Source organism: Cellulomonas sp. GTC20042 (assembly GCF_055389595.1).
Map to the genome: position 1 here is coordinate 2,279,029 of NZ_AP043678.1, position 26,705 is coordinate 2,305,733.

21 protein-coding genes are annotated in these 26,705 nt (G+C 74.3%); 9 read left to right on the forward strand and 12 right to left on the reverse strand.

Going from position 1 to position 26,705, the window contains the following annotated elements; all coding sequences use genetic code 11:
* The first annotated feature begins 17 nt into the window (after window positions 1-17).
* From ACZ5HG_RS10675 to ACZ5HG_RS10685, 3 genes are all read left to right on the forward strand, one after another.
* Complete coding sequence (locus tag ACZ5HG_RS10675) at window positions 18-596, forward strand: YbaK/EbsC family protein (protein ID WP_464175979.1); 579 nt, start codon at window positions 18-20, stop codon at window positions 594-596.
* Between the two features lie 39 nt (window positions 597-635).
* Window positions 636-1,595 carry an NAD-dependent epimerase/dehydratase family protein gene (locus ACZ5HG_RS10680; RefSeq protein ID WP_464175981.1) on the forward strand — a complete coding sequence of 320 codons (960 nt, stop codon included), beginning with the start codon at window positions 636-638 and terminating at the stop codon, window positions 1,593-1,595.
* A 135-nt stretch (window positions 1,596-1,730) separates the two neighbouring features.
* Window positions 1,731-3,242: a phytoene desaturase family protein gene (locus ACZ5HG_RS10685; protein ID WP_464175983.1), complete on the forward strand. Its 1,512-nt coding sequence runs from the start codon at window positions 1,731-1,733 to the stop codon at window positions 3,240-3,242.
* 45 nt (window positions 3,243-3,287) lie between these two features.
* Here the strand turns inward: ACZ5HG_RS10685 and ACZ5HG_RS10690 are convergent, their stop codons facing one another.
* The 10 genes from ACZ5HG_RS10690 to ACZ5HG_RS10735 all read right to left on the reverse strand — a co-directional run bounded on the left by ACZ5HG_RS10690 (window position 3,288) and on the right by ACZ5HG_RS10735 (window position 14,147).
* Window positions 3,288-3,464: a hypothetical protein gene (locus tag ACZ5HG_RS10690; protein ID WP_464175985.1), complete on the reverse strand. Its 177-nt coding sequence runs from the start codon at window positions 3,462-3,464 to the stop codon at window positions 3,288-3,290.
* Complete coding sequence (locus ACZ5HG_RS10695) at window positions 3,464-4,141, reverse strand: DUF6338 family protein (protein WP_464175987.1); 678 nt, start codon at window positions 4,139-4,141, stop codon at window positions 3,464-3,466. Before ACZ5HG_RS10695 ends, ACZ5HG_RS10690 begins: the two co-directional genes overlap by 1 nt.
* A gap of 97 nt (window positions 4,142-4,238) precedes the next feature.
* On the reverse strand, window positions 4,239-5,285 hold the full coding sequence (locus ACZ5HG_RS10700; RefSeq protein WP_464175989.1) for an App1 family protein: 1,047 nt from the start codon (window positions 5,283-5,285) through the stop codon (window positions 4,239-4,241).
* A gap of 138 nt (window positions 5,286-5,423) precedes the next feature.
* Window positions 5,424-6,317, reverse strand: a complete 894-nt coding sequence (locus ACZ5HG_RS10705) for a LysR family transcriptional regulator ArgP (RefSeq protein WP_464175991.1) — start codon at window positions 6,315-6,317, stop codon at window positions 5,424-5,426.
* Window positions 6,318-6,334: 17 nt separating this feature from the next.
* On the reverse strand, window positions 6,335-8,557 hold the full coding sequence (locus ACZ5HG_RS10710; protein ID WP_464175994.1) for a glycoside hydrolase family 36 protein: 2,223 nt from the start codon (window positions 8,555-8,557) through the stop codon (window positions 6,335-6,337).
* Window positions 8,554-9,489: an ABC transporter ATP-binding protein gene (locus ACZ5HG_RS10715; RefSeq protein WP_464175996.1), complete on the reverse strand. Its 936-nt coding sequence runs from the start codon at window positions 9,487-9,489 to the stop codon at window positions 8,554-8,556. Before ACZ5HG_RS10715 ends, ACZ5HG_RS10710 begins: the two co-directional genes overlap by 4 nt.
* The gene (locus ACZ5HG_RS10720; RefSeq protein WP_464175998.1) at window positions 9,486-10,358 is read right to left on the reverse strand and encodes an ABC transporter ATP-binding protein; all 873 of its coding nucleotides are present in this window, start codon (window positions 10,356-10,358) and stop codon (window positions 9,486-9,488) included. Before ACZ5HG_RS10720 ends, ACZ5HG_RS10715 begins: the two co-directional genes overlap by 4 nt.
* Complete coding sequence (locus ACZ5HG_RS10725) at window positions 10,355-11,398, reverse strand: ABC transporter permease (RefSeq protein WP_464176000.1); 1,044 nt, start codon at window positions 11,396-11,398, stop codon at window positions 10,355-10,357. Before ACZ5HG_RS10725 ends, ACZ5HG_RS10720 begins: the two co-directional genes overlap by 4 nt.
* 9 nt (window positions 11,399-11,407) lie before the next feature.
* Entirely contained in the window at window positions 11,408-12,397 is a 990-nt protein-coding gene (locus tag ACZ5HG_RS10730; RefSeq protein ID WP_464176002.1) for an ABC transporter permease, read from the reverse strand.
* A gap of 49 nt (window positions 12,398-12,446) precedes the next feature.
* Window positions 12,447-14,147, reverse strand: coding sequence for an ABC transporter substrate-binding protein (locus tag ACZ5HG_RS10735; protein ID WP_464176004.1), 1,701 nt, complete (start codon window positions 14,145-14,147; stop codon window positions 12,447-12,449).
* Window positions 14,148-14,348: 201 nt separating this feature from the next.
* Between ACZ5HG_RS10735 and ACZ5HG_RS10740 the strand changes: the two genes are divergently transcribed.
* The 3 genes from ACZ5HG_RS10740 to ACZ5HG_RS10750 all read left to right on the forward strand — a co-directional run bounded on the left by ACZ5HG_RS10740 (window position 14,349) and on the right by ACZ5HG_RS10750 (window position 19,790).
* A complete protein-coding gene (locus ACZ5HG_RS10740; RefSeq protein WP_464176007.1) occupies window positions 14,349-15,512 on the forward strand; it encodes an ROK family protein in 1,164 nt (387 codons plus the stop codon).
* A gap of 88 nt (window positions 15,513-15,600) precedes the next feature.
* Window positions 15,601-17,658, forward strand: a complete 2,058-nt coding sequence (locus tag ACZ5HG_RS10745; RefSeq protein WP_464176009.1) for a beta-galactosidase — start codon at window positions 15,601-15,603, stop codon at window positions 17,656-17,658.
* Complete coding sequence (locus ACZ5HG_RS10750; protein WP_464176011.1) at window positions 17,655-19,790, forward strand: alpha-galactosidase; 2,136 nt, start codon at window positions 17,655-17,657, stop codon at window positions 19,788-19,790. The genes ACZ5HG_RS10745 and ACZ5HG_RS10750 overlap by 4 nt, the downstream gene beginning before the upstream one ends.
* A gap of 257 nt (window positions 19,791-20,047) precedes the next feature.
* Here the strand turns inward: ACZ5HG_RS10750 and ACZ5HG_RS10755 are convergent, their stop codons facing one another.
* Together ACZ5HG_RS10755 and ACZ5HG_RS10760 are read right to left on the reverse strand one after the other, a co-directional pair.
* Window positions 20,048-20,329, reverse strand: a complete 282-nt coding sequence (locus tag ACZ5HG_RS10755; protein WP_464176013.1) for a hypothetical protein — start codon at window positions 20,327-20,329, stop codon at window positions 20,048-20,050.
* 79 nt (window positions 20,330-20,408) lie between these two features.
* On the reverse strand, window positions 20,409-21,257 hold the full coding sequence (locus ACZ5HG_RS10760; RefSeq protein ID WP_464176015.1) for a LacI family DNA-binding transcriptional regulator: 849 nt from the start codon (window positions 21,255-21,257) through the stop codon (window positions 20,409-20,411).
* 41 nt (window positions 21,258-21,298) lie between these two features.
* On the opposite strand from ACZ5HG_RS10760, the gene ACZ5HG_RS10765 reads away from it, so the two are divergent.
* The 3 genes from ACZ5HG_RS10765 (at window position 21,299) to ACZ5HG_RS10775 (ending at window position 26,666) form a co-directional block, all read left to right on the forward strand.
* On the forward strand, window positions 21,299-22,483 hold the full coding sequence (locus tag ACZ5HG_RS10765; protein WP_464176017.1) for an ROK family transcriptional regulator: 1,185 nt from the start codon (window positions 21,299-21,301) through the stop codon (window positions 22,481-22,483).
* Window positions 22,484-22,605: 122 nt separating this feature from the next.
* Window positions 22,606-25,191 carry a glycoside hydrolase family 2 protein gene (locus ACZ5HG_RS10770; protein WP_464176020.1) on the forward strand — a complete coding sequence of 862 codons (2,586 nt, stop codon included), beginning with the start codon at window positions 22,606-22,608 and terminating at the stop codon, window positions 25,189-25,191.
* Window positions 25,188-26,666 carry a GH1 family beta-glucosidase gene (locus tag ACZ5HG_RS10775; RefSeq protein ID WP_464176023.1) on the forward strand — a complete coding sequence of 493 codons (1,479 nt, stop codon included), beginning with the start codon at window positions 25,188-25,190 and terminating at the stop codon, window positions 26,664-26,666. The genes ACZ5HG_RS10770 and ACZ5HG_RS10775 overlap by 4 nt, the downstream gene beginning before the upstream one ends.
* The last annotated feature ends 39 nt before the right edge of the window (window positions 26,667-26,705 follow it).

Here is a 26,705-nt window from a genome sequence, read left to right on the forward strand (position 1 = left end):
GTGGGTAGCCTGCGAGCATGCCGCTGACGCTCGGATCCCTGACCTGGCTGCGCGCCCTCGACCACCCCGACCTGCTGGCCGCACCGACGGCCGCCGCGCTCGCCGCGTGGGCCGAGGCCGACCCGGAGGTGGCCGACGGCACCTGGGTGACCGCGATCGACCCGGACCTCGCGGACACCGCCGCGATGACCGAGGCCTACGCGCTGCCGCTCGCGGTGTCCGGCAACTGCGTGCTGGTGGCGGGCAAGCGGGACGGCGCCGAGCGGGTGGCGGCGGCGGTGGTCCGCGCGACCACCCGGGCCGACGTGAACAACGCGGTGAAGCGGCTGCTCGACGTGCGCAAGGCGTCGTTCCTGCCGATGGACCGTGCGGTCGAGGAGTCCGGGATGGAGTACGGCGGGATCACCCCGCTCGGCCTGCCCACGGGCTACCGGGTGCTGGTGGACGCGGGCGTCGTCACGCCGGACCCGGACCCGGCGGCGGGCGACGTGGTGATCGTCGGATCGGGCCTGCGCCGCTCGAAGCTCGCGCTGACCGGCGCGCTGCTCGCCCGGATGCCGGGCGCGGAGGTCGTGCCCGGCCTCGCGCTCGCCTGACCGCACCCACCCCTCACCACCCGGCGTCCGGGAGGACCCATGAGCACCGCAGACCCGCAGCGCACGATCGTCGGCGCAGGACCGATCGGCTCGGCCCTGGCCACCCTGCTCGCAACGCGGGGCGATCGGATCACTCTGGTGACGCGATCCGGCGGCGGCCCCACGCACCCGCTGATCGATCGGGTGGCCGCGGACGCCACGGACGCCGCCGCGCTGACGGCCCTCGCCGAGGGCGCGACCGCGCTGTTCAACTGCGCGAACCCCGGCACGTACATGCGCTGGGAGCGGGAGTGGCCGCCGCTGGCCTCGGCGCTGCTGACGGCGGCGGAGCGCACGGGCGCGACGCTGGTGACACTGAGCAACCTGTACGGCTACGGCTCGGTGGACGTGCCGATCAGCACCGATCTGCCGCTCGCGGCGACGGGGCACAAGGGTCGGCTGCGGGCACGGATGTGGGCGGACGCGCTGGCGGCGCACGAGGCGGGTCGGCTGCGGGCGACCGAGGTGCGCGCGGCGGACTACATCGGCCCGACGGTGACCGCCGCGGGCGGGCTGCTGTGCCGGTACGCGGACGCCGCGCTGGCCGGTCGCACGGTGTGGTCGTTCGGCGACCCGGACGTGCCGCACTCGTTCAGCCACGTGCCGGACGTCGCGACGGTGCTGGCCGCGGTGGCCGACGACGAGCGGGCCTGGGGCCGGGCGTGGCACGTGCCGGGCGCCGATCCGCGGACCGTGCGGCAGGTGCTCGCCGACCTGGTCGCGGCGGCCCCGTCGGCACCGGACGGTCCGGTGCGGGTCCGGCGCGTCCCCCGGGCGGCGCTGACCGCGCTGTCGCCGGTGGTCCCGCTGATCCGTGAGCTCGGCGAGGTGCTGTGGCAGTTCGACCGGCCGTTCCGGATCGACGCCGCCGCGACCACCGCGACCTTCGGGATCACCGGCACCCCCTGGGACGAGGTCGTCGCGTCCACCGCGACCGGCTGGGCGCCGACGGCCCACTGACCCGCCGTCGAGTGGGGAGATCCCGTCGCCCAGACCGGACATCCAGCGACAGGTTCTCCCCTCTCGGCAAGCGAGGCGATCAAGGCGCGCCGGGCCGAGCAGGACGCGCGAACCGCCCGGGGCTACCGTCGCGGGATGACCGCCGTCCCGCCGCACCCCGCGCGCGCCCGTACCGAGGTGGACGCCGTGGTGGTCGGCTCGGGGCCGAACGGGCTGGCGGCGGCGGTGACGCTGGCCCGCGCGGGGCTGGAGGTGCTGGTCCTGGAGGAGCAGCCGACGGCGGGCGGCGGCGCGCGCACCCTCGACCTGGGCCTCGCGCCGGGGATCGTGCACGACCTGTGCTCGGCGGTGCACCCGATGGCGTGGGCCTCGCCGTTCTTCCGCGCGACCGGGATCACCGACCGGCTCGACCTGCTGACGCCGGTGGCGTCCTACGCGCAGCCGCTGGACGGCGGGCGGGCGGCGGTCGCGTTCCGGGACCTCGACCGCACGGCGGCGGGCCTCGGCGTGGACGGTCCGGCGTGGCGGCGGCTGCTCGCCCCGCTGGCGCTCCGCTGGGACGCGGTGGTGGCGCTGGCGCTCGGCGATCACCGGAACCTGCCCGCACCCGGCGACCTGCCGACAGCCGCGCAGTTCGGCGCCGCCCTGATGCGGCACGGCACGCGGCTGCCCGATCCGTGGCGCACCCCGGAGGCGGCGGCGCTGCTCACCGGGGTCGCCGCGCACGCCACCACACCGCTGCCGTCGCTGTCGGCGGCGGGCACCGCCCTGCTGCTCGCCGCGCTGGGCCATGCGAGCGGTCACGCAGACGGTCACGCGCGCGCCCACGTCGGCGCGGGCTGGCCGGTGGTGCGCGGCGGGTCGGGGGCGATCACGGCGGCGCTGCTGGCCGACCTGGCCGCGCACGGCGGCCGGGTGCTGACGGACCACCCGGTGCGCGGGCGGGCGGACCTGCCGCCGTCCCGGCTGCTGCTGCTCGACACCTCGCCGCACGCCGCGGTCCGGATCCTCGGCGACGCGCTGCCGACCCGCACGGCCCGCACGTACTCCGGCCACCGCTACGGCGCCGCCGCCGCGAAGGTGGACCTGGTGGTGACCGGCCCGGTGCCGTGGGCGCACCCGGAGGTCGGGCTGGCCGGCACGGTGCACCTGGGCGGCGACCGGGTGCAGGTGGCCCGCGCGGAGCACGCGGTGACCCACGGCCGGCACGCCGACGCCCCGGTGGTGCTGCTCTCCGACCCGGCCTCGGTCGACCCGGGGCGGGAGGTCGACGGGATGCGGCCGGTGTGGGCGTACGCGCACGTGCCCGCCGGATCGCCGGTGGACCCGACCGAGGCGGTGCTGCGGCAGGTCGAGCGCTTCGCCCCCGGGTTCCGCGACACCGTGGTCGCCGCGCACGGGATCCCGGCGGCCCGGATGGCCGAGCACGACGCGAACCTGGTCGGCGGCGACGTGGCAGGCGGCGCGGTGGGTCTGGGCCGGATGCTGCTCGGCGCGGGCGGTGCGCGCGTCGACCCCTACGGGACCGGGGTGCCCGGCGTGCTGCTGTGCTCCGCCTCGGTGCCGCCGGGGCCGGGCGTGCACGGGATGGCGGGGTGGCATGCCGCCCGGCGCGGGCTGCGCTGGCTCGGGGTCGCCACCCGTTGAGACCGAGCGGCTCGTCGAGGGCTCGTCAGACCTTCGCGGTCGTGCTCAGGCGCTCGTCCCCTTCTGCCTGCTGACCCCGGCGGCCGTTGCGGGCCGATCGGTCGGCGGCTTGGGCGGGCGAGGGACGACCCGTCCCGACTGCGAGAGCCCGGAGTAGCCGCCGGACGACGGGGCGAACCACTTGCCGCGGGGCTCGGGCTTGGACCGCGTGTCCTTGGTCATCAGCTCTCCTCGTCCGGGTGGGGTTCAGTATCGATCTCGGCAGGCAGGAAGTCCACGGACACCGCTGCGGTGCACCGGATCACCATCCCTCCGGGCGCGTGGCACACGTCGGTGAAGGTCCCGTCGTCGTCGATGACCCACCCCTCCTGGACGAAGAGCTCCTGCGGGTTCGGGAACGAGCTTGCATACGACTCCGCCCCGAACCACCCTCCGATCCAGGTGCCGTCGGCGAAACGCACCCTGACCCAGCCGGCCGCGCCTCGGCTGAATGCGAAGTCCCACGCGCTCGGGGTCGGGTCCCAGGGTCTGCGCAGGCCCAGTCGATCGCTCAACCCCGCGGAGACGCGCGTGTACCAGCGGGACGACTCGACGTAGTACCAGGTGCGGGCGACGAGCCACGGGATGCCGAGACCGAAGAGGATGAAGTACAGCCCGAGGTCGTCGAGGTTCTCCAGCGCTTTCGCGGGCTGGACGAGGTACTCACGGATCAGCGATCCGAACAGCAACGCGTAGAGCCCCGCGAAGATCGCGGTCCCGACGATCGCGTGCAGCAGCCGCGCCGAGAAGTCGGCATGCTCCGGGTCAGGTCCTGCGACGTGTCGACGAGAGGCCTGGTAGACGAATCCGGGGACCACGACGGCGAGGACGACCGTGGCCTGCACCCACGTCTCGGGCATGGTCTCCTCCGGCGCCTTCGGGACCGGGCAGGGTCAGGCCGGTCGGTCCCAGGAGTGTTCCACCTGTCAGACCTTCGGCGACGACGAACCTGCGTTCTCAGATCACCCCCGCCGCGCGCAGCTGCTCCGCCAGTGCGGCCCCGTCCTCGGCGTGCGCGAGCACCACCGGCGAGTCCCCGATGTCGGCGACCGCCTGCCGGGTGGCGGGGGTCGGCGCGGGCAGACCACCGGCGGCGACCTGCTGGGGCGCGGACAGCCGCCGGACGACGATGGCCTCGACGCGGCCGGGTCGGTCGTGGGCGAAGGTGGCGTAGACCTGCGGGTCGTGCTGGCCGTCGTCACCGACCAGGATCCAGCGCAGGTCGGGCAGCTCGTCGGCGAGGCGGCGCAGGGTGCCGGCCTTGTGCTCGCGGCCGGAGCGCATGAGCGCGGTGCCGGTGGGGCCGAGATCGGTGAGCAGCAGGGCGCCGCGGGGCAGGCCGACCCGGTCGAGGAAGCGTGCGAGGGCGCCGGCGGTGTTCCACGCGCCGGTGGACAGGTAGAACACCGGGGCGTCCGGGTGCTTTTCGGTGAGGCTGCGGTACAGGTCCGGCATGCCGGCGACCGGACGGCGGCGGGCCTCGGCGCGGACCAGGAAGTTCCAGGCGGCGACGTGCGGGCGCGGCACCATCGTGACGAGCACGGTGTCGTCGATGTCGCTGACGATCCCGTGCGTGGCGGCGGGGTCCACCACCTGCACGGGCGCGGGGACCTCGGTGTCGTCGCCGTCGACGGTGAGCCAGAGCGTGGCCCAGCCGGGGTCGAGGTCGACCCGGACGTCCTGGTCGACGTAGCCGCCGCGATCGGTGGTGGCAACGGCGATCTCGGGGCCGCCGGGCTCGGCGTGCACGCGGACGGTGGCGCTGGGCAGCTCGGCGGACATCAGGTTCCGCCAGCCGCGCCGCTCGACGCTGCCGGGCGTCGGCGCGCCGGGGGCGGTGAGCAGCACGCGGGCCCGCACCCGGGCACGCCCGCGGACGGCGTAGCTGGGGTACGCGACCACGCGGGGGCCGTAGCCGCGCCGGGTGAGCAGCCGGACCAGCGTGCGGGTGACGGCGTCCTCGGCACGGGTCGCGAGGCGGCCGGTCACGCGGGCGATCGTCATCGGTCCAGTATCGGCACGGGTCGGGCGCCCGCGCGCGGGGTGCGTCCGTGATCGGCCGGTGCCCGGGACCGCGCCGGCGCGGGTACGTCCCGTCGATCGGTCCCGGTCGCCGGTGCTCCCGCTCGGCGTCCGGCAGGGTCAGCGCAGGTAGGCCCGCGCCGCCGCGCGCACGGCCGCGCCGGTGCGCTCCAGCGACTCGGTGCGCAGGCGCCACTGCTGCCAGAACAGGGTGACGTCCTCGTGCCGCCCGGGGTCGAGGTCCACCAGGGTCCCGTCGCGCTCCCCCGCCTCGGCGTCGGCCTCGGGGAGCATGCCCCAGCCGAGGCCGAGCCGGACGGCGGTGACGAAGTCGGCGGAGGCGGGCACGTGGTGCCGGGGCGGGGCGGCGGGGTCGACGCCGCGAGCGCGCAGGTAGCGGTCCTGGAGGTCGTCCTTGCGGTCGAAGACCACCACGGGCGCGACCGCGAGCGCCGACGTGGTGGCCCCCTCGGGCAGCAGCCGGCGGGCGAGGTCGACGGCGGCCATGGGCCGGTAGCGGAGCACGCCGAGGCGGTGCACGGTGCAGCCCTGCACGGGTCGGTCGGCGGTGGTGACGGCGGCGACCACGGTGCCGTCGCGCAGCAGGTCGGCGGAGTGGTCCTGGTCCTCGCGGTGGACGTCGAAGCAGATCGTGCCGGCGAGCGGGGCGAGGGCGGGCAGCACCCAGGTGCCGAGGGAGTCGCTGTTCACCGCGAGGGGCACGACGGGCCGGGCCGCCCCGGAGCCGCCCGCTCCGCCGCCGACGGTCGCCGCGGCCTCGTCGGCGAGCGCCACCATCTGCCGGGCGAGCCGGAGGTAGACCTGCCCGGCCTCGGTGACGCCGGTGGGGCGGGTGCGGCGCACCAGCACCTGGCCGACGGCGTGCTCCAGCGTGCGGATGCGTTGGCTGACGGCGGGCTGGCCGAGGTGCAGGACGATCGCGGCTCCCTCGAAGGAGCCCTCGTCCACCACGGCGAGCAGCGCACGGAGCTGCGGCAGGTCGACCTCGGGCACGCCCGGATCGTACGGCCTCACACCCGCGTGAGGCGGAGGGTGCGGGCGGTGGCTGCGGGCAGGGCGGGGTCCAGGTCCAGGGTGAGCACCCCTGCCTCCGGGTCCCACCCCACCGCCCAGCCGTCCAGCCGCTGCGGGAAGTGCGCGTCCACCCGCACCCGCGACCCGGCGAGGTGCGGCACCGGCAGCACCACGCGACCACCCGACACACCCGGCCGCCGCCACACGCTCAGGTAGGCCGCGTCCGAGCCAGCCGCCCCGCCGTCCGCGCCCGACCCCCCAGCCCCAGCCCCGGCCACGTCCGCCACCCGCAGCCCCAGCGCCACCCAGCCGTCCTCCCACCCCGGCAGCCCGAGCGGCCAGAACGGCACGGTCCGGTCGAGCACCGCCAGCACCTCGCGGTGCGCGGCGACGGCCTGGCGGACCAGCGCGCGCTCGGCGTCGGTCATCCGGTCGAGGTGCCCGGACAGGTACATCCGGCCGAGGATCCCGTTGACCAGCGCGAACGTGAAGGTCTCGACGGGGTCGCCGCTGCGCGGGTAGGCCCAGTTGCCGGCCTGCTCGGGCAGGATCGACGCGGGTGCGGCGGCGGCGATCGGGGCGTACATCACCGGGTCCTGCTGGTCGGAGGTGGACTGGAGGTGCAGGCGGGAGAGCAGGGCGTAGTCCATCCGCATGGCCCCGGAGGCGCAGCCCTCGATCAGCAGGTCGGGGTGGCGCGCGTGCACCTCGTCGATCCAGTCGAGCAGCGCGCGGGCGTGCTCCAGCAGGCCGTGCCCGGGGGCGAGCCCGCCGAGGTCGGTGCCGGGTCCGGGCATGGTGTTGCAGTCCATCTTGATGAACCCGGCGCCGTGCTCGTCGACGATCCGGTCGACGACGGCGTCGACGTGCGCGCGGGCGGCGGGGTGCCGCAGGTCGAGCAGGTGGCGGCCGTGCTCGGCGACGCGCACGCCGCCGCGGGTGAAGAAGGCCTCGTCGGGCAGGCTCACGGCGAGCGGAGAGCGCACGCCGACCACCTCGGGCTCCAGCCAGAGGCCGGGGGTCATGCCGTGCGCGCGGATCCGGTCGGTGACCTCGGTCAGCCCGCCGGGGAAGCGCCGGGCGGAGGGCTGCCACGCGCCGACGGAGTCCCACCAGTGGCCGTCGGCGTACCAGCCGGCGTCGATGCAGAACACGTCGGCCCCGACCGCGGCGGCGGCGTCGACCAGCGGCAGCAGCACCTCCGTGGTGGGGTCGCCCATCAGGGTGTTCATGTAGTCGTTGAACACCAGCGGCATCGCCGCGTCCGCAGCACGAGCACGCCGGATGCCGCGCCGGTGCGCGGTCAGCGCCGCGAAGGCGTCCTCCGCCCCGCCGCGCACGGCGGCGACGCCCACCGGCACGCTGGTGAAGGTCTCCCCCGGTGCGAGGCGCAGCGTCCACTGGTGCTCGGCGTCGGTGGGGCCGGTGAGCAGCAGGTACGCCGCGGTGCGGGTCTCGCCGATCTCATGCAGCCAGGGACCGTCGTGCTCGACCTGCCAGGCCAGCGCGTAGGGGGTGCTGCGCGCGGTGATCACGCCGGTGGGCAGGGCCTCGCCGGTGGACCAGGAGCCCCGGTCGGTGAGCGTGTACCGGCTGCGCGGCGGGTGGTGCTGGAGGTCGCGGTCGATCCGGGCCAGCCCGACCTCGCGCAGCGGGCGGGTGCTCCACCGGCTCTCGGCCACCCAGTCGCTCGCGCCGGCGACCAGGTCCAGGTCGTCCACCGTCGTCCCGGCGTCACCGAGGATCGAGCCGATCGCGAGGGAGGACACCAGGTCGAGCAGCACCGGGGCGTCGCCGTCGTGGCGCACCTCGGTCCACGCCTGCACCGAGGACGGGCCGGTCGTCCGGAGGACGCTGGTGACGGTGAGCCCGGTGATCGCCTCGGCCTGCACGATCCGCAGCCCGCCGGGGTCGACGACGTGCCCGACGTACCGCAGCGCCGCCCCGAGCACGGTGTCGACGTGCCGGAACCCGCCGGGGAACCGCCCGTGGCCGATCGCGGAGATCTCCACCAGCGGCTGGTCCCCCACCGGCCCGCTCGCACCCGAGCCCCCGGGCAGCAGACCCACCAGCCGCACCGGCCCGTCCGGCTCGGCCACGCACCGCAGCAGCAGGTCCCCCGAGGCCCAGACGACCTCGACCGCCCCGCGGTCGTCCCGTCCGTCCTCCAGCCCGCAGTCCCGTGCCGACCCCGCAGCCCCGGAAGCCCCAGCCGTCACGCCGCCCGCCGTCCCGACCGTCCTGCACCCGACCGCACCCGGTCGGCCGCGGCCCCCGGGTGCTCCACCCACTCGCCGAGCCCGTGGTCGTAGCACCGCGAGTTGTCGATCGCGCTGCGGTCGAAGCCGAGCTCGGTGGCGACCACCTTGCCCAGCCGCTCCGGGTCGGGCGCCGCCTGCGCGAGCAGCCGGGTGTAGTCGTGGTGCGGGTCGAGGATCACCGCGTCGGAGGGCCCGCGCTCCACCACCCGCCCGCGGTACAGCACCAGGATCTCGTCGGAGAAGTGCCGGGCGGTGGCCAGGTCGTGCGTGATGTAGAGCACGGCGAGGTTGTCCTCGCGCTGCAGCCGGCCGAGCAGGTTGAGCACGCCGAGCCGGATCGACACGTCGAGCATGGACACCGGCTCGTCGGCGATCAGCACCTGCGCGCCGGGGGCGAGCGCCCGGGCGATGGCGACGCGCTGCCGCTGCCCGCCGGACAGCTCGTGCGGACGGCGCTGGGCGAAGGCGCTGGCCGGGGTGAGGTTGACCCGCTCGAGCATCTGCGCGACGCGCTCCTGCGTCTGCTTCGACCCCTTCGTGCGGTGGTGCAGCAGCAGGGGCCGGGCGACGTGGTGCTCGATGGTGTGGAACGGGTTGAGGGACGCGAACGGGTCCTGGAACACCATCTGCACGTGCCGCCGGTAGACCGAGCCCATCACCGGCGTCCGGTCGTCGAGCAGCACGTTGATCTCGCCGGAGGTCGGCTTCTCGAGCTTGGTGAGCAGCTTGGCGATCGTGGACTTGCCCGATCCGGACTCCCCCACCAGCGCGACGGTCTTGCGCGGCACGAGGTCGAAGGACACCCCGTCCACCGCGCGTAGCGTGGACCGCTTGAGGCCCTCGCGGATCGGGTAGTCCTTGGTGAGGTTCAGGACCTCGACGCTGGTCATGCGGTGGCTCCCTCGTCGTCGAGCACGCCGGTGCGGATGAAGTCCCCGCGCTCGCCGGACAGGCTCGGGAAGGAGCCGAGCAGCCGACGGGTGTAGGGGTGGGTGGCCTCGCGGTAGAGCCGGTCGGCGGTGTCCAGCTCGACGATCTCGCCGCGCAGCATCACCGCGATCCGGTCGCTGATCTCCAGCAGCAGCGGCAGGTCGTGGGTGATGAAGACGACCGCGAAGTCGAGCTCGTCGCGCAGCCGGACGATCTCGCGCAGGATGTCGCGCTGCACCACCACGTCCAGGGCGGTGGTCGGCTCGTCCATGATCATGATCTGCGGCTCGAGCAGCATCGCCATCGCGATCATCACCCGCTGCCGCATCCCGCCGGACAGCTCGTGCGGGTAGGACGCGAGCCGACGCGGGTCCACGCCGACGCGTTCCAGCACCTCCACCGAGCGCGCCTCGACCTGCTTCCTGGACAGCCCGGGGCGGTGCGCGCGCTGGGTGTCGGCGAGCTGGGTGCGGATGCTGAGCACGGGGTTGAGCGCGTTCATCGCGCCCTGGAACACCATGGACAGCTTGTCCCAGCGGAACCGGCGCAGCGCCTCGTCGGACAAGCCGAGCACGTCGACGTCGGTGCCGTCCCGGTCGTGGAAGGTGACCTCGCCGGCGGCGATCCGGGCCGGCGGCTGGTGCAGCCGGTTGACCGCGTAGGCCAGGGTCGTCTTGCCGCACCCGGACTCGCCGGCCAGGCCGAGGATCTCCCCGGCGTGCAGGTCGAGGGTGGCGCTCTTCACGGCGTGCACCGGCGGGGTGACCTCGTAGACCACGTCGAGGTCCCGCACGGTGAGCACGACCCGGCGCTCGTCGGCGGCGCTCATGCCCGCACCCCCGCAGCCCCGGAGCGGCGCTCGGCACGGGCGGCCTCCCGCTCGAGCTTCGCGATCCGGCGCACCTGCTTGCGGTGCACCCGCACGTTCTTCAGCTTGGGGTTGATCACCTCGTCGATCGAGAAGTTGATCAGCGAGAGCCCCATGCCGAACAGGGCGATCATCAGACCCGGTGGCACGAACCACCACCACGCGCCCAGCGACAGCGCGAAGCCATTCTGCGCGTAGAACAGCATCGTGCCGAGGGTCGCGGAGGACGAGGAGCCGAGCCCGATGAACGACAGGCCGGCCTCGGACAGGATGCCCGCGATCACCGCGAACACGAACTGCGAGGCGATCACCGGCAGCAGGTTCGGCAGGATCTCCACCGCGATCACCCGCCACGCCCGCTCGCCGCTCACCCGGGAGGCGGCCACGTAGTCGCGGCTGCGCACCGAGAGGGTCTGCGCGCGCAGCACCCGCGCCGAGCCGGCCCACGAGGTGATGGCGAGCACGATCGCGATCGTCCACCAGCCACGCGCCTCGCGGGGCACGAAGGCGGCGATCACGATCACCAGCGGCATGCTGGGGATCACCAGGAACACGTTGGACAGCAGCGAGAACCCCTCGTCCGCGATGCCGCCCAGGTAGGCGCCGTAGATGCCGATCACGACGGAGAAGATCGTGGCGAGCACCCCGACCAGCAGGCCGATCTGCAGGGACCCGCGGGTGGCCCAGGCGAGCTGCGCGAGCACGTCCTGCCCGGTCTGCGTGGTGCCGAGCACGTGCTCCGAGGACGGCCCGGTCAGGCCGATGTCGCGGATGGTGGACGGGTCGCTCACCAGGTACGGGCCGATGATCCCGAACAGCGCGATCCCCACCACGAGCAGGATGCCCACGGCGAGCCAGGGGGTCATGGTCGGCAGCATCAGCCGCCAGGAGGAGGTGCGGGCGCGGCCCTCGTCGCCGCTGCCCGTCTCGGCGTCGATCGCGGCGGTGGCCTCGATCGCCTCGGTGATGTCCGGCTCGGTGGCCGGCGTCAGGTTGGTCACGCGCGTCTCCTAGCCCTTGGCCCGCGTGCGGGGGTCGATGAGTCCGTAGAGCAGGTCCACCAGCAGGTTCGCGCCGAGCACCGCCAGCGTGATGAACAGGAACACGCCCTGCATCAGCGCGTAGTCGTTGTTGGTCACGGCGTTCAGCAGCCGGGAGCCGATCCCCGGGTAGGAGAAGATCTGCTCGGTGATCACCGATCCGGAGACCACGAAACCCAGCGAGATCGCGAAGCCGGCGATCGACGGCAGCACCGCGTTGCGCGCCGCGTAGTGCCGCTGCACCCGGCGGTCGGTCAGGCCCTTGGCCCGGGCGGTGAGGATGTAGTCCTCGGACAGCGTGGAGACCATCATGTTGCGCATCCCGAGCAGCCAGCCGCCCAGGGACGCGATCACGATCGTCAGCGCCGGCAGGATGCCGTGGTAGATCGCCGAGCCGATGAACTCGGCGTTCCACCCGGGGTCGAGCACCACGTCGTAGCCGCCCTGCCCCGGCAACCACCCCCAGGTGCGGGACAGCAGGTAGACCAGGATCAGCGCGAGCCAGAAGTACGGCACCGCGGCCAGCAGGGTCGTGCCGGGCACCAGCGAGTCGAGCCAGGTGCCGGGGCGCCAGCCGGCGAGCATGCCCAGGCTGACGCCGATCACCGCCGCGATGATCGTGGCGATGCCGACCAGGGCGATCGTCCACGGCATCGAGGTCGCGATCACGTCGGTGACCTTCGCCGGGTAGTAGGACACCGACACCCCGAGGTCGCCCTGGACCAGGTTGCGCAGGTACATCCAGTACTGCTGGAGGATCGGGATCGAGTCGTCGCCCCCGAGCAGGAGCGCGTAGGCCTCACGGGTCTCCGGGGTCACCGTGCCGCCGCGCTGCTGGAGCTTGGCGAGCAGGATGTCGACCGGGTTGCCGGGGAGCATCCGGGGGATCAGGAAGTTCAGGGTCAGGGCGGCCCACAGGGCCACCGCGTAGAACCCCAGCTTCCGCAGCACGTACCTCACGGGGCTCCCTCCTGCGGTGCGTTCGTGCTCGGGGACGACGACATCGTGGTTACTCCCCCGTCGGGGTGAGGTGCTTGAAGATCTCCGCGGCGTCCAGCGCCGACCACACCGCCGGGAAGGCGTACATGTCGTCCTGCGTGGGCCAGCCGGTGAACTTCTGGACGTTCCACTCGGAGGTGGTGCCGCCGGTCATCACCGGGACGTACGGCATGTCCTGCACGATCGCGTCCTGGATGATCGTGAACTGCTCGGCACGCGCCGGGTCGTCGAAGTCGAGCGTCTGCAGGGTCTCGATCGCCGCGTCCACCGCCGGGTCGGAGAACCGGGCGAAGGCGTTGCCCGAGGCCTCGCCCACCGGCGTCGCCGTGGTGAAGAAGTACTGGTAGACGTAGTACGGGTCCGGCGCGGGGCCCTGCCAGAGCGAGTCGATCGCGAGCTGGAAGTTGCCCTTCTGCTTCTTGTCGGTCCACTCGTTCCACGAGGACTGGGTGGAGACGATCTCGATGCCGGCCTCCTTGGCCTGCGCGGAGATCGCGTCGATCGCGGTGATGTAGTCGGTCCAGCCGGTGACCACCTCGACGTTCAGGCTGACCCGCTGGCCGTCCTTGGCGTAGATGCCGTCGGAGCCCTTGGCGTAGCCGGCGTCCTCCAGCACGGCGGCGGCCGCGTCGGCGTCGGCGCTGCCCTCGGCCACCGGGTCGGTGATCGTGTCGGAGATCCACTGCTCCTGGCTGGGCACCAGCGCGAAGGTCGGCGAGATCTCGGATGCCGTGCCCTGGAACGCCAGGTTGTTCAGCTGGTCGCGGTTCATCGCCAGGTAGAGCGCGTGCCGCACGGCCGGGTCGGTCTGCGGGCCGGTGCAGCCCTGCTCGACGCTGGAGCAGGTGGCGAGCACCATCTGGCTCTGGTTGGCGGTGAGCGAGTCGTAGCCGGGGTAGTTCGCCGCGACGTCCTGGATGTTCGGCACCGGGCCGGTCTGCCAGTCGATGTCACCGGCGGCCAGCGCGTCGGCACCGGCCTGGTTGCCGGACAGCGAGAGCCAGCGGATCGCCTTGAGGTCGGGCGCGCCGCCCCAGTAGTCCTCGTTGGCGACCAGCGTGAAGGCCTGCGGCTTGAAGTTGTCCAGCAGGTACGCGCCGGTGCCGATCGGCTGCTCGATCACGTCCTCGGTGGGGTTGATGTCCGCCCACAGGTGCTGCGGGACGATGTACTGGCCGAGGATGTCCGGCGCCTTGACGAAGGCCGGCGAGTCGAAGGTGATCGTCAGGTGGGTGTCGTCCACGACCGCCGTGGTGCCGTCGAAGCCGATGTTGTTGATCGACGGGGTGTCCTTGAGCAGGTCGAGCGTGAACGCGACGTCCTCGGCGGTGAAGGCCTCGCCGTCGGACCAGCTCACGCCCTCGCGCAGGGTGACCGACAGGACCGTGCCGTCGTCGTTCCAGGAGTACTCGGTGCCGAGCAGCGGCACGGGGTCGGAGACCTGCGCCTTGTTGAAGAAGAACAGCGGCTCGTAGATCGTGCCGCGCCCGCCGATGTTCGACGGGGAGTACGGGTTGAAGTTGATCTGGTAGTCACCGGCCTGGCCGGTGTACGCGATCAGGGTCTGGGCCTCGCTGACGCCGGTGGTCCCCTCGGAGGAGTCCGGGTCGTCCCCGCCGCCGGAGCAGGCGGTGAGCAGGAGGGTCAGGACTGCCGCGCCGGCCAGACCGGCCCGCACCCGTCGCCTCGACCGTGCAGGTGTTCGGATCATCATCGTTCCTCTCGTCGCCGCTGACGAAGGTCGCGGATCGCGACTGGAGCCTTCTTACCCGACTTAATTAAGTGCGTCAACCAACTCGTGCCAGAATGCAGGTCACAGCTCGGTCACTGCGGCATGCTCGGACCGGTCCTCCGACCGGCCGGGCGCCGGCCGCAGGGCCCCGCACGGATGTGGCACGAAGGGACGGATCCCATGACGACGCACGCACCGCTCGCCCCGACGGCGCTGCCGACCCGCTGGCCCGCGCTGGGCCAGGCGGAGCGCGGCGCCCTGCGCGAGGTGCTGATCCACGGGCCGATCCCCCGCACCGAGATCGCCGCACGCCTCGGCCTGTCCCGCGCCAGCCTGACCCGGGTCACCCGCGCACTGGTCGAGCACGGGATGATCGGCGAGGTCGGCCTCGAGATGCGCGCCCGCACCGGCCGCCCCTCCGAGCTGCTCCAGGCCCGGTCCGACACCTACCGCCTGCTCGGGATCAAGCTCACCGCCGACGTGCTCTACGCCGCGGTCACCGACCTCACCGCCCAGGTGGTGAGCACCACCGAGGAGCGGATCGTCGACCGGTCCTTCGACGCGGTGATCGCGCAGATCGAGGCCCTGGTCGGCCGGCTGCGCGAGGTGCACACGCTGTGCGCGGTCGGGGTGTGCCTGGCGGGCGACCTGGTGGGTGCCGGCCTGGCGCAGGTGGTGGTCGACTCGCCCTACCTCGGATGGACGGACGCGCAGGTCACCGCGGTGCTGACCGAGCGGCTCGGCCTGCCGGTGACCACCGAGAACGACGTGCGCGCCCTCACCGCGGCCGAGCACTGGTTCGGCGCCGGCGCGGGCTGCCGGTCCATGGCGCTGGTCACCGTCGGCACCGGCGTCGGCCTCGGGCTGGTGGTGGACGACCGGATGGTCGGCGGCTCCACCGGGCGCGCCGGGCGGCTGGACCACCTGGTGATCGACCCCTCCGGCCCGATCTGCGGACTGGGTCACCGCGGGTGCGTCAGCGTGTACCTGACCAGCGGCGCGATCGCCGGATCGCTCGGCGTCGGCGTCACCTACGAGCAGGTCGTCGCGATGGCCGAGCAGCGGCACGCGGGCGCGGTGCTGGCGTTCCGCGAGGCCGGGCGCGCGCTCGGGGTGCTGATCGGGACGGTGGCCAACGTGCTCGACCCGGAGAAGATCGTGCTCACCGGCGACGGCCTGGCCGTGATGCGCCTGGCGCCGGAGGCGGTGTGGGCCTCCATCGACGAGGTGCGCAACCCGCCGGGGGCCGCCACGCCGCTGGACGTGCAGCCCTTCGACTTCGCCGAGTGGGCGCGCGCCGGGGCCGTGGCGGCGCTGCGGAGCCTGCTGGAGCCTGTCGCCTGATCGGCCGCTCTTAGTTTCACAGGTTGACAAAGCGGGGTCGGTGACTGGAACCTCGGGGTGCGAGCCAGCCGACATCGAGGGAGATGCTGTGACGACCGCACCCGTACCCGCACCCGTCCGGATCACCCCTGGCCTGGCCTTCGGCGGCGACTACAACCCCGAGCAGTGGGACCCCGCCGTCTGGCGCGAGGACGTCGCGCTGATGCGCGAGGCCGGGGTGAACGTCGTCACCCTCGGCGTCTTCTCCTGGGGGCTGCTCGAGCCGCGCGAGGGCCAGTACGACTGGGCGTGGCTGGACGAGGTGATCGGCCTGCTGCACGACGCCGGGATCGCGATCGACCTGGCCACCCCCACCGCCGCACCGCCGAGCTGGCTGCTGCACGCGCACCCGGAGATCCTCCCGGTGGACCGCGACCTGCACCCGCAGCACCCCGGCGGACGCCTGGGCTGGTGCCCGAGCAGCCCGGTGTTCCGCCGGCACGCGCTGCGGATCGTCACCGCGCTCGCCGACCGCTACGGCCACCACCCCGCGGTCCGGCTGTGGCACGTCAGCAACGAGCTCGGCGGCGGCAACGCCCGGTGCTGGTGCGACGTGTCCGCGGCGGCGTTCCGCTCGTGGCTGGCGCAGAAGTACGGGGACGTGGCGGCGGTCAACGCCGCCTGGGGCACCGCGTTCTGGGGCCACCGCTTCGGCGACCTGGCCGAGATCGTGCCCCCGCGCGGCCACCGCGACATCGGCGTGCCGGGCCTCTACCTGGACTTCGAGCGGTTCTCCTCCGACGCGCTGCTCGACCACCACCGCGCCGAGGCCGCCGTGATCCGCGCCCGCAGCGACGCGCCGGTCACCACCAACCTGATGATCGGGGTCGGACCGCACGTCGCCGACTACGCCACCTGGGCCGCGGACGTGGACGTCGTCGCGACCGACCACTACACCCTGGTCGCCGACCCACGCCGCGCCCAGGACCTCGCCTACGCCGGCGACCGCACCCGCGGCCTGTCCCGCTCGCTGCCCGGCGGTGGCCGCGCCCCCTGGCTGCTGATGGAGCACTCCACCGGCGCGCCGAGCTGGCAGGAGCGCAACCGCGCCAAGTCCCCCGGCGAGATCCTGCGCAACGCCCTCGGGCACGTGGCGCGCGGCTCCGACGGCGCCCTGTTCTTCCAGTGGCGGGCCTCGCTCGCCGGCACCGAGCAGTTCCACTCCGCGATGCTGCCGCACGCCGGCACGCAGACCCGGGTGTGGCGCGAGGTGGTCGAGACCGGGCGGGTGCTGGGCGCGATCTCCCGGGTCGCCGGCTCCCCCGTCGAGCCCGCACGGGTGGCGCTGCTCGCCGACGACGAGTCCGGCTGGGCGCTGGAGCAGGGCCTCAAGCCGCACCGCGCGCTGCGCTACGCCCGCGAGCCGCGCCTCTGGCACGGGCTGCTGTGGGACCGCAACGTGCTGGTCGACGTGCTGCCCGCCGACGCCCCGCTGGACGGCTACGACCTGGTTCTGGTCCCGACGCTGTTCGTGGCCGATGCCGCGCTCGGTGCCCGGCTCGGCGCGTACGTGGCCGGCGGCGGCACCGCCCTGGTCACCTACCTGTCCGGGGTCGTCGACCGGGACAGCCGGGTGATCCCCGGCGGCTACCCCGGCGCGTTCCGGGACTGGCTCGGGGTGTGGACCGAGGAGTTCCGGCCCCTGCAACGGGACGAGTCCGTGCGGCTGGACGACGGCAGCACCGTGGTCGAGTGGACCGAGGACACCGTGCTCGCCGGGGCGTCCGCGGTGCTGCGGTACCTGGACGGGGACTCGGTGGGCCGGGCTGCCGTCACCCGGCACCGGCACGGCGCGGGCACCGCCTGGTACGTCGGCGCGCACCTGACCCCGGAGGCCGCCGCACGGGTGCTCGACCAGGTGACCGCCGATCTGGACCTGCGCCCGGCGGCCGTGACGTCTCCCGGCGTGGAGGCCGTGCGGCGGATCACCCCGGACGGCGGCGTGCTGTTCCTGCTCAACCACACCGACGCCGACGCCGAGGTCGAGGCCGCCGGGGTGGACCTGATCACCGGGGCCGCGGTGGGGCCGCGGTTCGTGCTGCCGGCGCGCGGGTGCGCGGTGGTCGCCGAGCACGCCGACCGATCGACCGACGAGGAGACCCGATGACCACCGGCACCACCCTGCACCGCCTGCGCTCCGCCGGGGTCGACCTGCTGCTGCACGTCCCGCCGACCGGCCTGCCCGAGGTGCTGCACTGGGGCGCCGACCTGGGCGACCTCGACCCTGCCGACCCGGCGCAGGTGGCCGCGCTGCGTGCCGCCCTCGGCCGCCCGGTGTCCTCCTCCGCGCTCGACGAGCCGTGGCCGCTGACGATCCTGCCCGGCGAGACCGACGGCTGGCAGGGCCGCCCCGGGCTGGCCGGCGAGCGGGACGGCCGCCTGCTGCTCACCCGCTGGGGCGCCACCGCCGTGCACACCCGCCCCGGAGCGCTCGACGTCACCGCCGAGGCCGACGGCCTGCGGCTGCGCACCCGGTTCCACCTGGACGCCGCCGGGGTGCTGCGCGTCTCGCACGAGATCACCAGCACCGCTGCCGACCCGGTCGCGATCACCGCCCTGGAGGTCGCGCTGCCGATCGGCGACGCCGCGGGCGAGGTGCTCGACTTCACCGGCCGGTGGACCCGCGAGCGCGTCCCGCAGCGCCGCCCGCTGGCCCAGGGCAGCCAGGTCCGCGAGACCCGGCGCGGCCGCACCGGCCACGACTCCCCCATGCTGCTGGTGGCCGGGACGCCCGGCTTCGACGCGTCGCAGGGCGAGACCTGGGCGGTGCACCTGGCGTGGAGCGCCGACGCCGTCTACCGCCTGGACGCCCTGCCCGAGGCCCCGACCGTGATCGGCGCCGGCGCCCTGCTGCGTCCCGGCGAGGTCGTGCTCGCGCCGGGCGAGTCGCTGCGCACCCCCGAGGTCGTGCTCGTGTGGTCCGACGCCGGGCTGGACGGGATCGGCGACCGGCTGCACACCTCCCTGCGCGCACGCCCGTCCCACCCGCGCACCCCGCGCCCGGTCACCCTCAACACCTGGGAGGCCGTCTACTTCAGCCACGACCTCGACCGGCTGACCGCGCTGGCCCGCACCGCCGCCGACCTCGGCGTCGAACGCTTCGTGCTGGACGACGGCTGGTTCCACGGCCGCCGCTCCGACCGCGCCGGCCTCGGCGACTGGTCGATCGACGCCGACGTCTGGCCCGAGGGGCTCGCCCCGCTCGGCGACCTGGTGCACGACCTCGGCATGCAGCTCGGCCTGTGGGTCGAGCCGGAGATGGTCAACCTCGACTCCGACCTGGCCCGCACGCACCCCGACTGGCTGCTGCACCCCGCCGACGCCCCCGGCCGCACCTGGCGGCACCAGCACGTGCTCGACCTCACCCGCCCCGAGGCCACCGCGTACCTGCTGGACCGGATCTCGGCCGTGGTCGCCTCGGCGGGCGTCGACTACCTCAAGTGGGACCAGAACCGCGACCTGCTGGAGGCCGTGCACGACGGGCGCGCGGCCGTGCTCCGGCACACCGAGGCCGTCTACCGGCTGATGGACGCCGTCCGCGAACGGCACCCCGGCCTGGAGATCGAGTCCTGCGCCTCCGGCGGCGCCCGGATCGACCTCGGCGTGCTCGACCACACCGACCGCGTCTGGGCCTCCGACACCAACGACCCGATCGAGCGCCTCGACATCCAGCGCTGGACCGAGCTGCTGATCCCGCCCGAGCTGATCGGCGCCCATGTCGGCCCGACCGTCGCGCACACCACCCACCGCCCCGCATCCCTGGACCTGCGGATCGCCGTCGCGCTGATCGGCTCCGCGGGGATCGAGTGGGACATCACCGGCTGCACCCCCGCCGAGCTCGACACCCTGCGCGGCGGCATCGCCGCCTACCGCCGCCTACGCCCCCTGCTGCACACCGGCCTGCTCCGGCACCCCGTGCAGCCCGACCCCGGCCTGCACGTCACGCAGGTGCTCGCGCCGGACGGGTCGGCGGCTGTCGTGCGGGTGGTGCGCGTCGTGACCGGGGGGCGCGCGCTGCCGACGGTGCTGCGGGTGCCGGGGCTGGACGCGGGTCGGCGGTATCGCGTGCGGCCGGTGCCCGAGCTGACCGTGCCGGACGGGCTGGACGTGCAGCCGGTGCCGTGGCTGGCGGCGGGGTCGGTGACGCTCACGGGAGCGGCGCTCGCGGGGGCGGGCGTGCGGCTGCCGCTGCTCGCGCCGGGGCAGGCGCTGGTGCTGGAGGTGGGGGCGGAGGGGTGAGGGGCGATCCGGCGCGGCTCAGGGCACCCGAGGCGATCGACCCAGTGCAGCCCGGATCGCGTCCTCCACGGTGGACCGACCCGTCGCGGCCATGAGCGCGCGCCGACCGTTCTGCGCGGCGGCCGGTGCGCGGCGCAGAGTGCCAGGCCTGATCGTGAGCCCGCCACGCTCCGCGCGGTCGGCGAGGTCGTCGTACTCGCTCCTCCGGCTCTGGCTCGCCGGTCCGGGCCCGCCCGGCGCGGCGGGGTGCTCGTCGCTCATCCCTCGAAGCGCCCGTCCGTCGGGAAGCGCCGCACGGTGATCTCCTCGTCCGTGCCGCTGCGACGCGCCACGATCACATCCGTCGGGTGGGCGAACCCCGCACGCTCGATCTCGACGATCTCGAACTCCGCGCCGTAGCTCTCGCGCAGGTGCGCGAGCGCCTGCTCCTCGATCTCCTCCGGCGGCGGCGCGAAGTCGCCGAACGCGCCCATCCGGGCTGCCACCACGTCGAGGACGGCGGCGCGGATCGGGTGCGGGGTCTGTCCGTCGCTGGTCATGCCCGGCAGTCTGCCCGGTCTCCGCGACCGCGCCGGCCGATCTGCGCGTCCCAGTCACGGCGCTGAGTCGGTCCGCCGCTCAGCCCCGCGCGCCCGACACCCCCGCCGTCGACCCCCGCGGCACGATCACCGCCCCGCGCGTGTGCACCACCCGCGGCGGCTCCGGCTCCAGCAGCACCTCCGCGAGCCGCAGCCCGAGCCCGCGGATGTCCCGCGCGACGACGGACAGCGGCGGCCGGGCGAGCTGGCACTCCGGGGAGTCGTCCCAGGCGAGCAGCGACAGGTCCTCCGGCACCCGCCGCCCAAAGGCCGCAGCCTCCCCCAGCGCCGCGACGGCCATCACGTCGTTGTCGAACATCACGGCGGTGATCGCGGGGTCCTCCGACAGCAGAGTGCGCAGCCCGGCGGCGCCGGCCTCGGCGCTGTAGTCGCCCTGCACGGTGCGCCCGACGGCGCCGGCGTCGGTGACGTACCGCTCGAAGGAGCGGCTGCGGGTGACGGTGTGGAACAGGCGCGCGGGGCCGCTGACCCGGCCGATCCGGGTGTGCCCGAGCCGGGACAGGTAGTCCACGGCGACGCGCATGGCGGCGTCGTTGTCGACGTCGATGGTGGTGACCTCGGTGCGGGGGTACTCGCCGAGCAGCACGACGGTCAGCCCGAGCCCGCGGCACAGGGCGATCCGTGGGTCGTCCGGCTCGAGGTCGTTCACCAGCACGGTCGCGACGGTGCCGTGCTCGGCCCAGCGCCGGTAGGTGGCGAGCTCCTCGTCCTCCTCGGTGACGATGTGCACCAGCAGCCGCACGCCCTGGTCGGCGAGCACGTGCTCGATGCCGTCGATCAGGGCGGTGTGGAACGGGGCGAGGCCGCGGTGCCCCGGGGTACGGCGCACGACGGCGCCGACGGCGCTGCTGGGGGACGCAGGATCCATGGTCCGCAGTATGGCGCGTCGCCTGTGGAATCATCTGCCGGATGAGCCAGGTCCGGGCGCACCCCGCCAGCCGCGGTGCGGTGCTGGACGCGATCCGGCAGCGCGGGTCGGCCAGCCGCGCCGAGCTGGCGGAGGTCACCGGCCTGACGCAGGCGACGATCTCGCACGTGGTGCGCGCCCTGCTGGACGAGGGCCTGCTGGAGGAGACCGGCGAGCGCGAGTACACCGGCGGCAAGCCGCGGACCCTGCTGACGCTGCGCACCCGGGCGATCTGCGGCGTGGGCGTGCAGCTCGGCGCGGACTGGGTGGTGGCGACGGTGGTGGACGCCGTCGGCGCGATGGTCGGCCGCACGCGGGTGCGGGGCGCGCGCGGCCGGACACCGGCGCAGGTGCTGGGCACGGTGGCGGAGGTGGTCGCCGAGCTGCTGGTCACGACGGGAACGGATCGGGACCGGGTGGTGGGGATCGGCCTGGCCTCCCCCGGGCTGCTGGACGTGGACCGCGGGGTGGTGCTGCGCTCGCGCTCGCTGCCGGGCTGGGCGGGGTTCCCGCTGCGGGACGAGCTGGCACGGCTGACCGGGCTGCCGGTGGCACTGGACAACGACGCGACGGCGGCGGCCCTCGGGCACTTCTGGGGCGGGGCGAGCGTGGGCTCGCGGGCGCACTGCACGGTCTACATGGGTGCCAGCGTGGGCACCGGGATCGTGCTGGACGGGGCGGTGTTCCGCGGCGCGTCCTCGAACACCGGGGCGATCGGGCACCTGGCCGTGCACCGGGGCAGCGTGTGGCGCGGGCGGACCGTGGAGGACGTGGTGGTGCCGCGCGCGGTGGCAGAGCGGGCGCGGGCGCTGGTGGCGTCCGGCGCGGCCACCCGGATCCGGCTCAGCCCGGAGGCGGACTGGCTGACCGACTTCGACGCGGTGGCGACGGCGGCGGTGCAGGGCGACGACGTGGCGCTGGCGCTGGTCGAGGAGTCGGCGGAGCACCTGGGCGACGCGGTGCTCGCCATCGCGAACATCCTCGACCTGGACTCGGTGGTGCTGGCGGGCCCGGCGTTCGCGGTGGCCGGCACGATCTACCAGCGGCACCTGGAGCAGCGCCTCGCGACCGAGCTGTTCGCCGCCGAGCGGCACCCGGTGCACGTCGCCCTGTCCGGGCAGGTGGCCGACGCGGCCGCCGTCGGGGCCGCCACGCTGGTGCTGCAACGCGCGCTCGCACCCCGCTGACCTGCTGTTCCCCGGTCGCGCCGCCTCACATCTCCTTCTTTCTTGACTGACTTAAGTAACCCCGGCAGAGTGGGACCCGCGCCGCACCGGAGCGACGCCCACGGCTCTCGGAGGTTCCTCGCATGACCGTCAGCACCACCGCCGCCACCACCCTCGACCTCGACGGCTCCTGGACCGTGACCGCCCTGTCCGGCGAGGCCCCCGCCGACCTGCTCGGCCGCGAGGTCCCCGCCACCGTCCCGGGCTGCGTGCACCTCGACCTGCTGGCCGCCGGCCTGATCGCCGAGCCCTTCGACGCCGACAACGAGGCCGCGCAGCAGTGGATCGGTTCGACGGTCTGGCGGTTCGCCCGCACGTTCACCTGGACGCCTGACGGCGCCGCCCGGCACGACCTGGTGGCCCAGGGCCTCGACACCCTCGCCACAGTCGTCCTCAACGGCACCGTGGTCGCGCAGACCGCCAACCAGAACCGCTCCTACCGCTGGGGCGTCGACCACCTGCTGCTCCCGGGCGAGAACACGATCGAGATCACCTTCGACGCGCCCGTGCCGGCGGCCGAGCGGCGCGAGCGGGAGAACGGCGGCCACTTGTTCCACGTCAACCACCACCCGTACAACGCGATCCGCAAGACCGCGTCGAACTTCGGCTGGGACTGGGGCATCGACGTCGCGACCTCCGGCATCTGGCGCTCGATCGGGATCGAGGGCTGGTCGGACGTGCGGATCGCCGCGGTGCGCCCGCTGGTGGACGTCGCCGGGACAGCCGGGGTGCTCACCGCGCACGTGGACCTGGTGGACGACGGGGTGCCGCAGGCCCGCCCGGTGCGGGTCGTGGTGTCGCGCGACGGCGAGGCGATCGAGGCCACCGCCACCGTGCGCGGCAGCGGCGTCGTGACCGTGGTGGTGCCGGACGTGGCGCTGTGGTGGCCGCGCGGGCACGGCGAGCAGCCGCTGTACGACGTCGAGATCAGCGTCCCCGGCGCGACCCCGTGGCGGCACCGGGTCGGCTTCCGGACCGTGCGGCTGAACACGTTGGCGGACGCCGCCGGCCACCCCTTCGAGATCCTGGTGAACGAGCGCGTCGTGCACGTGCGCGGCGCCAACTGGATCCCGGACGACGCCTTCGTCACCCGGATCGACCGGGCGCGTCTGGAGCGCCGGGTGGCCGACGCCACCGAGGCGAACATGAACCTGCTCCGGATCTGGGGCGGCGGCATGTACGAGTGGGACGACCTGTACGAGATCTGCTCCGAGCAGGGCGTGCTGGTCTGGCAGGACTTCCTGCTGGCGTGCGCCGCCTACGCCGAGGAGCCCTGGCTGGCCGAGGAGATCGAGGCCGAGGCCCGCGAGGCGGTGACCCGGCTGAGCAAGCACCCCAGCCTCGTGCTGTGGAACGGCAACAACGAGAACCTGGTCGGCTACGCCGAGTGGGGCTGGCGCGGCACGCTGGAGGGTCGCACCTGGGGCGACGGCTACTACCGCGAGACGTTCCCGGCGATCCTGGCCGAGCTCGACCCGACCCGCCCGTACATCCCGGGCAGCCCGTACTCCGCCGACGCGCACCTGTCCCCCAACCTGCCCACCGACGGCACGGTGCACATCTGGGACGTGTGGAACGAGAAGGACTACCGCGCCTACGCCGACTGGCACCCGCGGTTCGTCGCCGAGTTCGGCTTCCAGGGCCCCGCCGCCTGGACCACCCTGTTCGACGTCGTGCACGACAGCCCGCTGCACCCCGACGGCCACGAGCTGCTGGTGCACCAGAAGGCCAACAACGGCAACCTCAAGCTCGAGCGCGGCCTGCGCGGTCACCTGCCCGAGCCGCGCACGATCGACGACTGGCACTTCGCCACCCAGCTCAACCAGGCCCACGCGCTGCACTTCGGGATCTCCCACTTCCGCGCGCTGGCGCCCTACACCTCCGGCACCGTGGTCTGGCAGCTCAACGACGACTGGCCGGTGGTCTCCTGGGCGGCCGTCGACCACGCCGAGCGCCGCAAGCCGCTCTGGTACGCGCTGCGCGACGTCTACGCCCCGCGCTTCGCGACGATCCAGCCCGCCCTGCCCGAGGTGACCGCGCTGGTCGGATCGCTCGCCGCCGGCCCGGCCGATCGCTACGAGCCGAGCGCCGACGCGACCCCCGGGCACGTGCTGGTGCTGCACGACGACACCGACGCCGGCTGGTCCGGCGAGGCCGTGGTCGAGCGGATCACCCTGGACGGCGCCCTGCGCGCCCGCTGGTCGGCCCCGGTGAGCGTGCCCGCGCGCGGGGTGGCCCGGTTGGCGCTGCCCGCCGAGGTCACCGCGTCCACCGATCCCACCCGCGAGGTGCTGGTCGCCACGCTGCACGGCTTCGCCCGCGTGATCCTCGACCTGGCCGAGATCGTCGACCAGGATCTCGACCCGGACGCCCTGATCGCCACCGTCGACCCGACGGAGCACGGCGCGGTGGTGACCGTCCACGCCCGCTCCTACCTGCGCGACGTGACCCTGCTGGTCGATCGCGCGCACCCCGCGGCGCGGGTGGATCGTGCGCTGGTCAGCCTGCTCCCCGGCGAGGAGGCGGTGTTCACGATCACCGCCGACGGGCCGCTCGACCCCGCCGCCGTGCTCGACCCCCGGGTGCTGCGGCACGCCGGACAGCTGCGCGGGGCCCCGGTCGGCACGCCGCTGCCGGGCGCCGTGGCCACGACGGAGGTGAGCGCGTGACCGCCACCCCTGCCGCCGCGCAGGACCCGCGGCCCGCGAGCCCGTGGGCGGCGCCCGCACCGCTCGGCCCGCGCCGGTTCCCGGCCGGCTTCGGCTGGGGCGTCGCCACCGCGGCCTACCAGATCGAGGGGGCCGCCCACCTGGACGGGCGCACCGACTCGATCTGGGACGTGTTCGCCCGGGTGCCCGGCGCCGTCGAGGGCGGGGACGACGGCGAGATCGCCGACGACCACTACCACCGCTACCCCGCCGACGTGGCCCTGATGCGCGACCTCGGCGTGCGGACCTACCGCTTCTCGACCTCCTGGGCGCGCATCCGGCCCGACGGCGGACCGGTCAACCCGCAGGGCCTCGCGTTCTACGACCGGCTGGTGGACGAGCTGCTGGCCGCCGGCATCGACCCCTGGCTCACGCTCTACCACTGGGACCTGCCGCAGGCCATCGAGGAGCAGGGCGGCTGGACGGCCCGCGCCACCGCCGAGCGCTTCGCGGAGTACGCGCTGGACGTGCACGCCGCCCTCGGCGACCGGGTGCGCTCGTGGACCACCCTGAACGAGCCGTGGTGCTCGGCCTTCCTCGGCTACGCGGGCGGCCAGCACGCCCCCGGGATCCGGGACGACGTCGCCTCGCTGCGCGCGCTGCACCACCTCAACCTCGGGCACGGGCTCGCGGTCCGGGCGCTGCGCGAGGCCGATCCGGACGCCCTGCTCGGGATCACGCTGAACTTCTCCCGCTACGCCCCCGAGGACCCGGCCAGCGCCGCCGACCGCGACACCGTGCGCCGCCTGGAGGACGCGCAGCACCGGGTGTTCACCGAGCCGATCTTCCACGGCGCCTACCCCGAGGGCTTCCTCGCCGACGTGGGCCCGCTCTGGCCGGACGACCTGGTGCACGACGGGGACCTCGCCACGATCGCCGCCCCGATCGACGTGCTGGGCGTCAACTACTACAACTCCTGGCTGATCGGCGCCCCCGACGGCTCCGGCACGGTCTCCCCCTCGGGCGCCTCCGCCGACGCCGGGGTCTCCCCCTGGCTCACCGCGCGCGAGTCACGCTGGGTGCCCACGCAGGCGTCCCGCACGGCGATGGACTGGGAGAACCACCCCGGGGCGTTCCGCGAGCTGCTGCTCGACCTGCACACCTCGCTCACCGGCCCGGCCGGCGCGCACCTGGTGATCACCGAGAACGGCGCCGCCTACGACGACACCACCGTGACCGACGGCGTCGTGCAGGACCCGGACCGGATCGCCTACCTGCACGAGCACCTGGCCGCCGTGCACCAGGCCGTCGAGCAGGGCGCCGACGTGCGCGGCTACCTGCTGTGGACGCTGCTCGACAACTACGAGTGGGCCTACGGGTACTCCAAGCGGTTCGGCCTGGTGCACGTCGACCGGGACACCCTGGAGCGCACGCCCAAGGCGAGCGCGCACTGGTACGCCGAGGTCATGCGCTCCGGGGTGCTGCCCGCGTCCTGATCATCACGAGGATCGATGCAGCATCGATCGCAGTCATTG

Bases quoted from the DNA above. Each gene is read 5' to 3' on its own strand.
- ACZ5HG_RS10715 (WP_464175996.1), bottom strand. From the start codon at position 9,489: ATGACCAGCGTCGAGGTCCTGAACCTCACCAAGGACTACCCGATCCGC.
- ACZ5HG_RS10740 (WP_464176007.1), top strand. From the start codon at position 14,349: ATGACGACGCACGCACCGCTCGCCCCGACGGCGCTGCCGACCCGCTGG.
- ACZ5HG_RS10685 (WP_464175983.1), top strand. From the start codon at position 1,731: ATGACCGCCGTCCCGCCGCACCCCGCGCGCGCCCGTACCGAGGTGGAC.
- ACZ5HG_RS10750 (WP_464176011.1), top strand. From the start codon at position 17,655: ATGACCACCGGCACCACCCTGCACCGCCTGCGCTCCGCCGGGGTCGAC.
- ACZ5HG_RS10760 (WP_464176015.1), bottom strand. From the start codon at position 21,257: ATGGATCCTGCGTCCCCCAGCAGCGCCGTCGGCGCCGTCGTGCGCCGT.
- ACZ5HG_RS10720 (WP_464175998.1), bottom strand. From the start codon at position 10,358: ATGAGCGCCGCCGACGAGCGCCGGGTCGTGCTCACCGTGCGGGACCTC.
- ACZ5HG_RS10690 (WP_464175985.1), bottom strand. From the start codon at position 3,464: ATGACCAAGGACACGCGGTCCAAGCCCGAGCCCCGCGGCAAGTGGTTC.
- ACZ5HG_RS10755 (WP_464176013.1), bottom strand. From the start codon at position 20,329: ATGACCAGCGACGGACAGACCCCGCACCCGATCCGCGCCGCCGTCCTC.
- ACZ5HG_RS10735 (WP_464176004.1), bottom strand. From the start codon at position 14,147: ATGATCCGAACACCTGCACGGTCGAGGCGACGGGTGCGGGCCGGTCTG.
- ACZ5HG_RS10675 (WP_464175979.1), top strand. From the start codon at position 18: ATGCCGCTGACGCTCGGATCCCTGACCTGGCTGCGCGCCCTCGACCAC.
- ACZ5HG_RS10695 (WP_464175987.1), bottom strand. From the start codon at position 4,141: ATGCCCGAGACGTGGGTGCAGGCCACGGTCGTCCTCGCCGTCGTGGTC.
- ACZ5HG_RS10700 (WP_464175989.1), bottom strand. From the start codon at position 5,285: ATGACGATCGCCCGCGTGACCGGCCGCCTCGCGACCCGTGCCGAGGAC.
- ACZ5HG_RS10770 (WP_464176020.1), top strand. From the start codon at position 22,606: ATGACCGTCAGCACCACCGCCGCCACCACCCTCGACCTCGACGGCTCC.
- ACZ5HG_RS10680 (WP_464175981.1), top strand. From the start codon at position 636: ATGAGCACCGCAGACCCGCAGCGCACGATCGTCGGCGCAGGACCGATC.
- ACZ5HG_RS10765 (WP_464176017.1), top strand. From the start codon at position 21,299: ATGAGCCAGGTCCGGGCGCACCCCGCCAGCCGCGGTGCGGTGCTGGAC.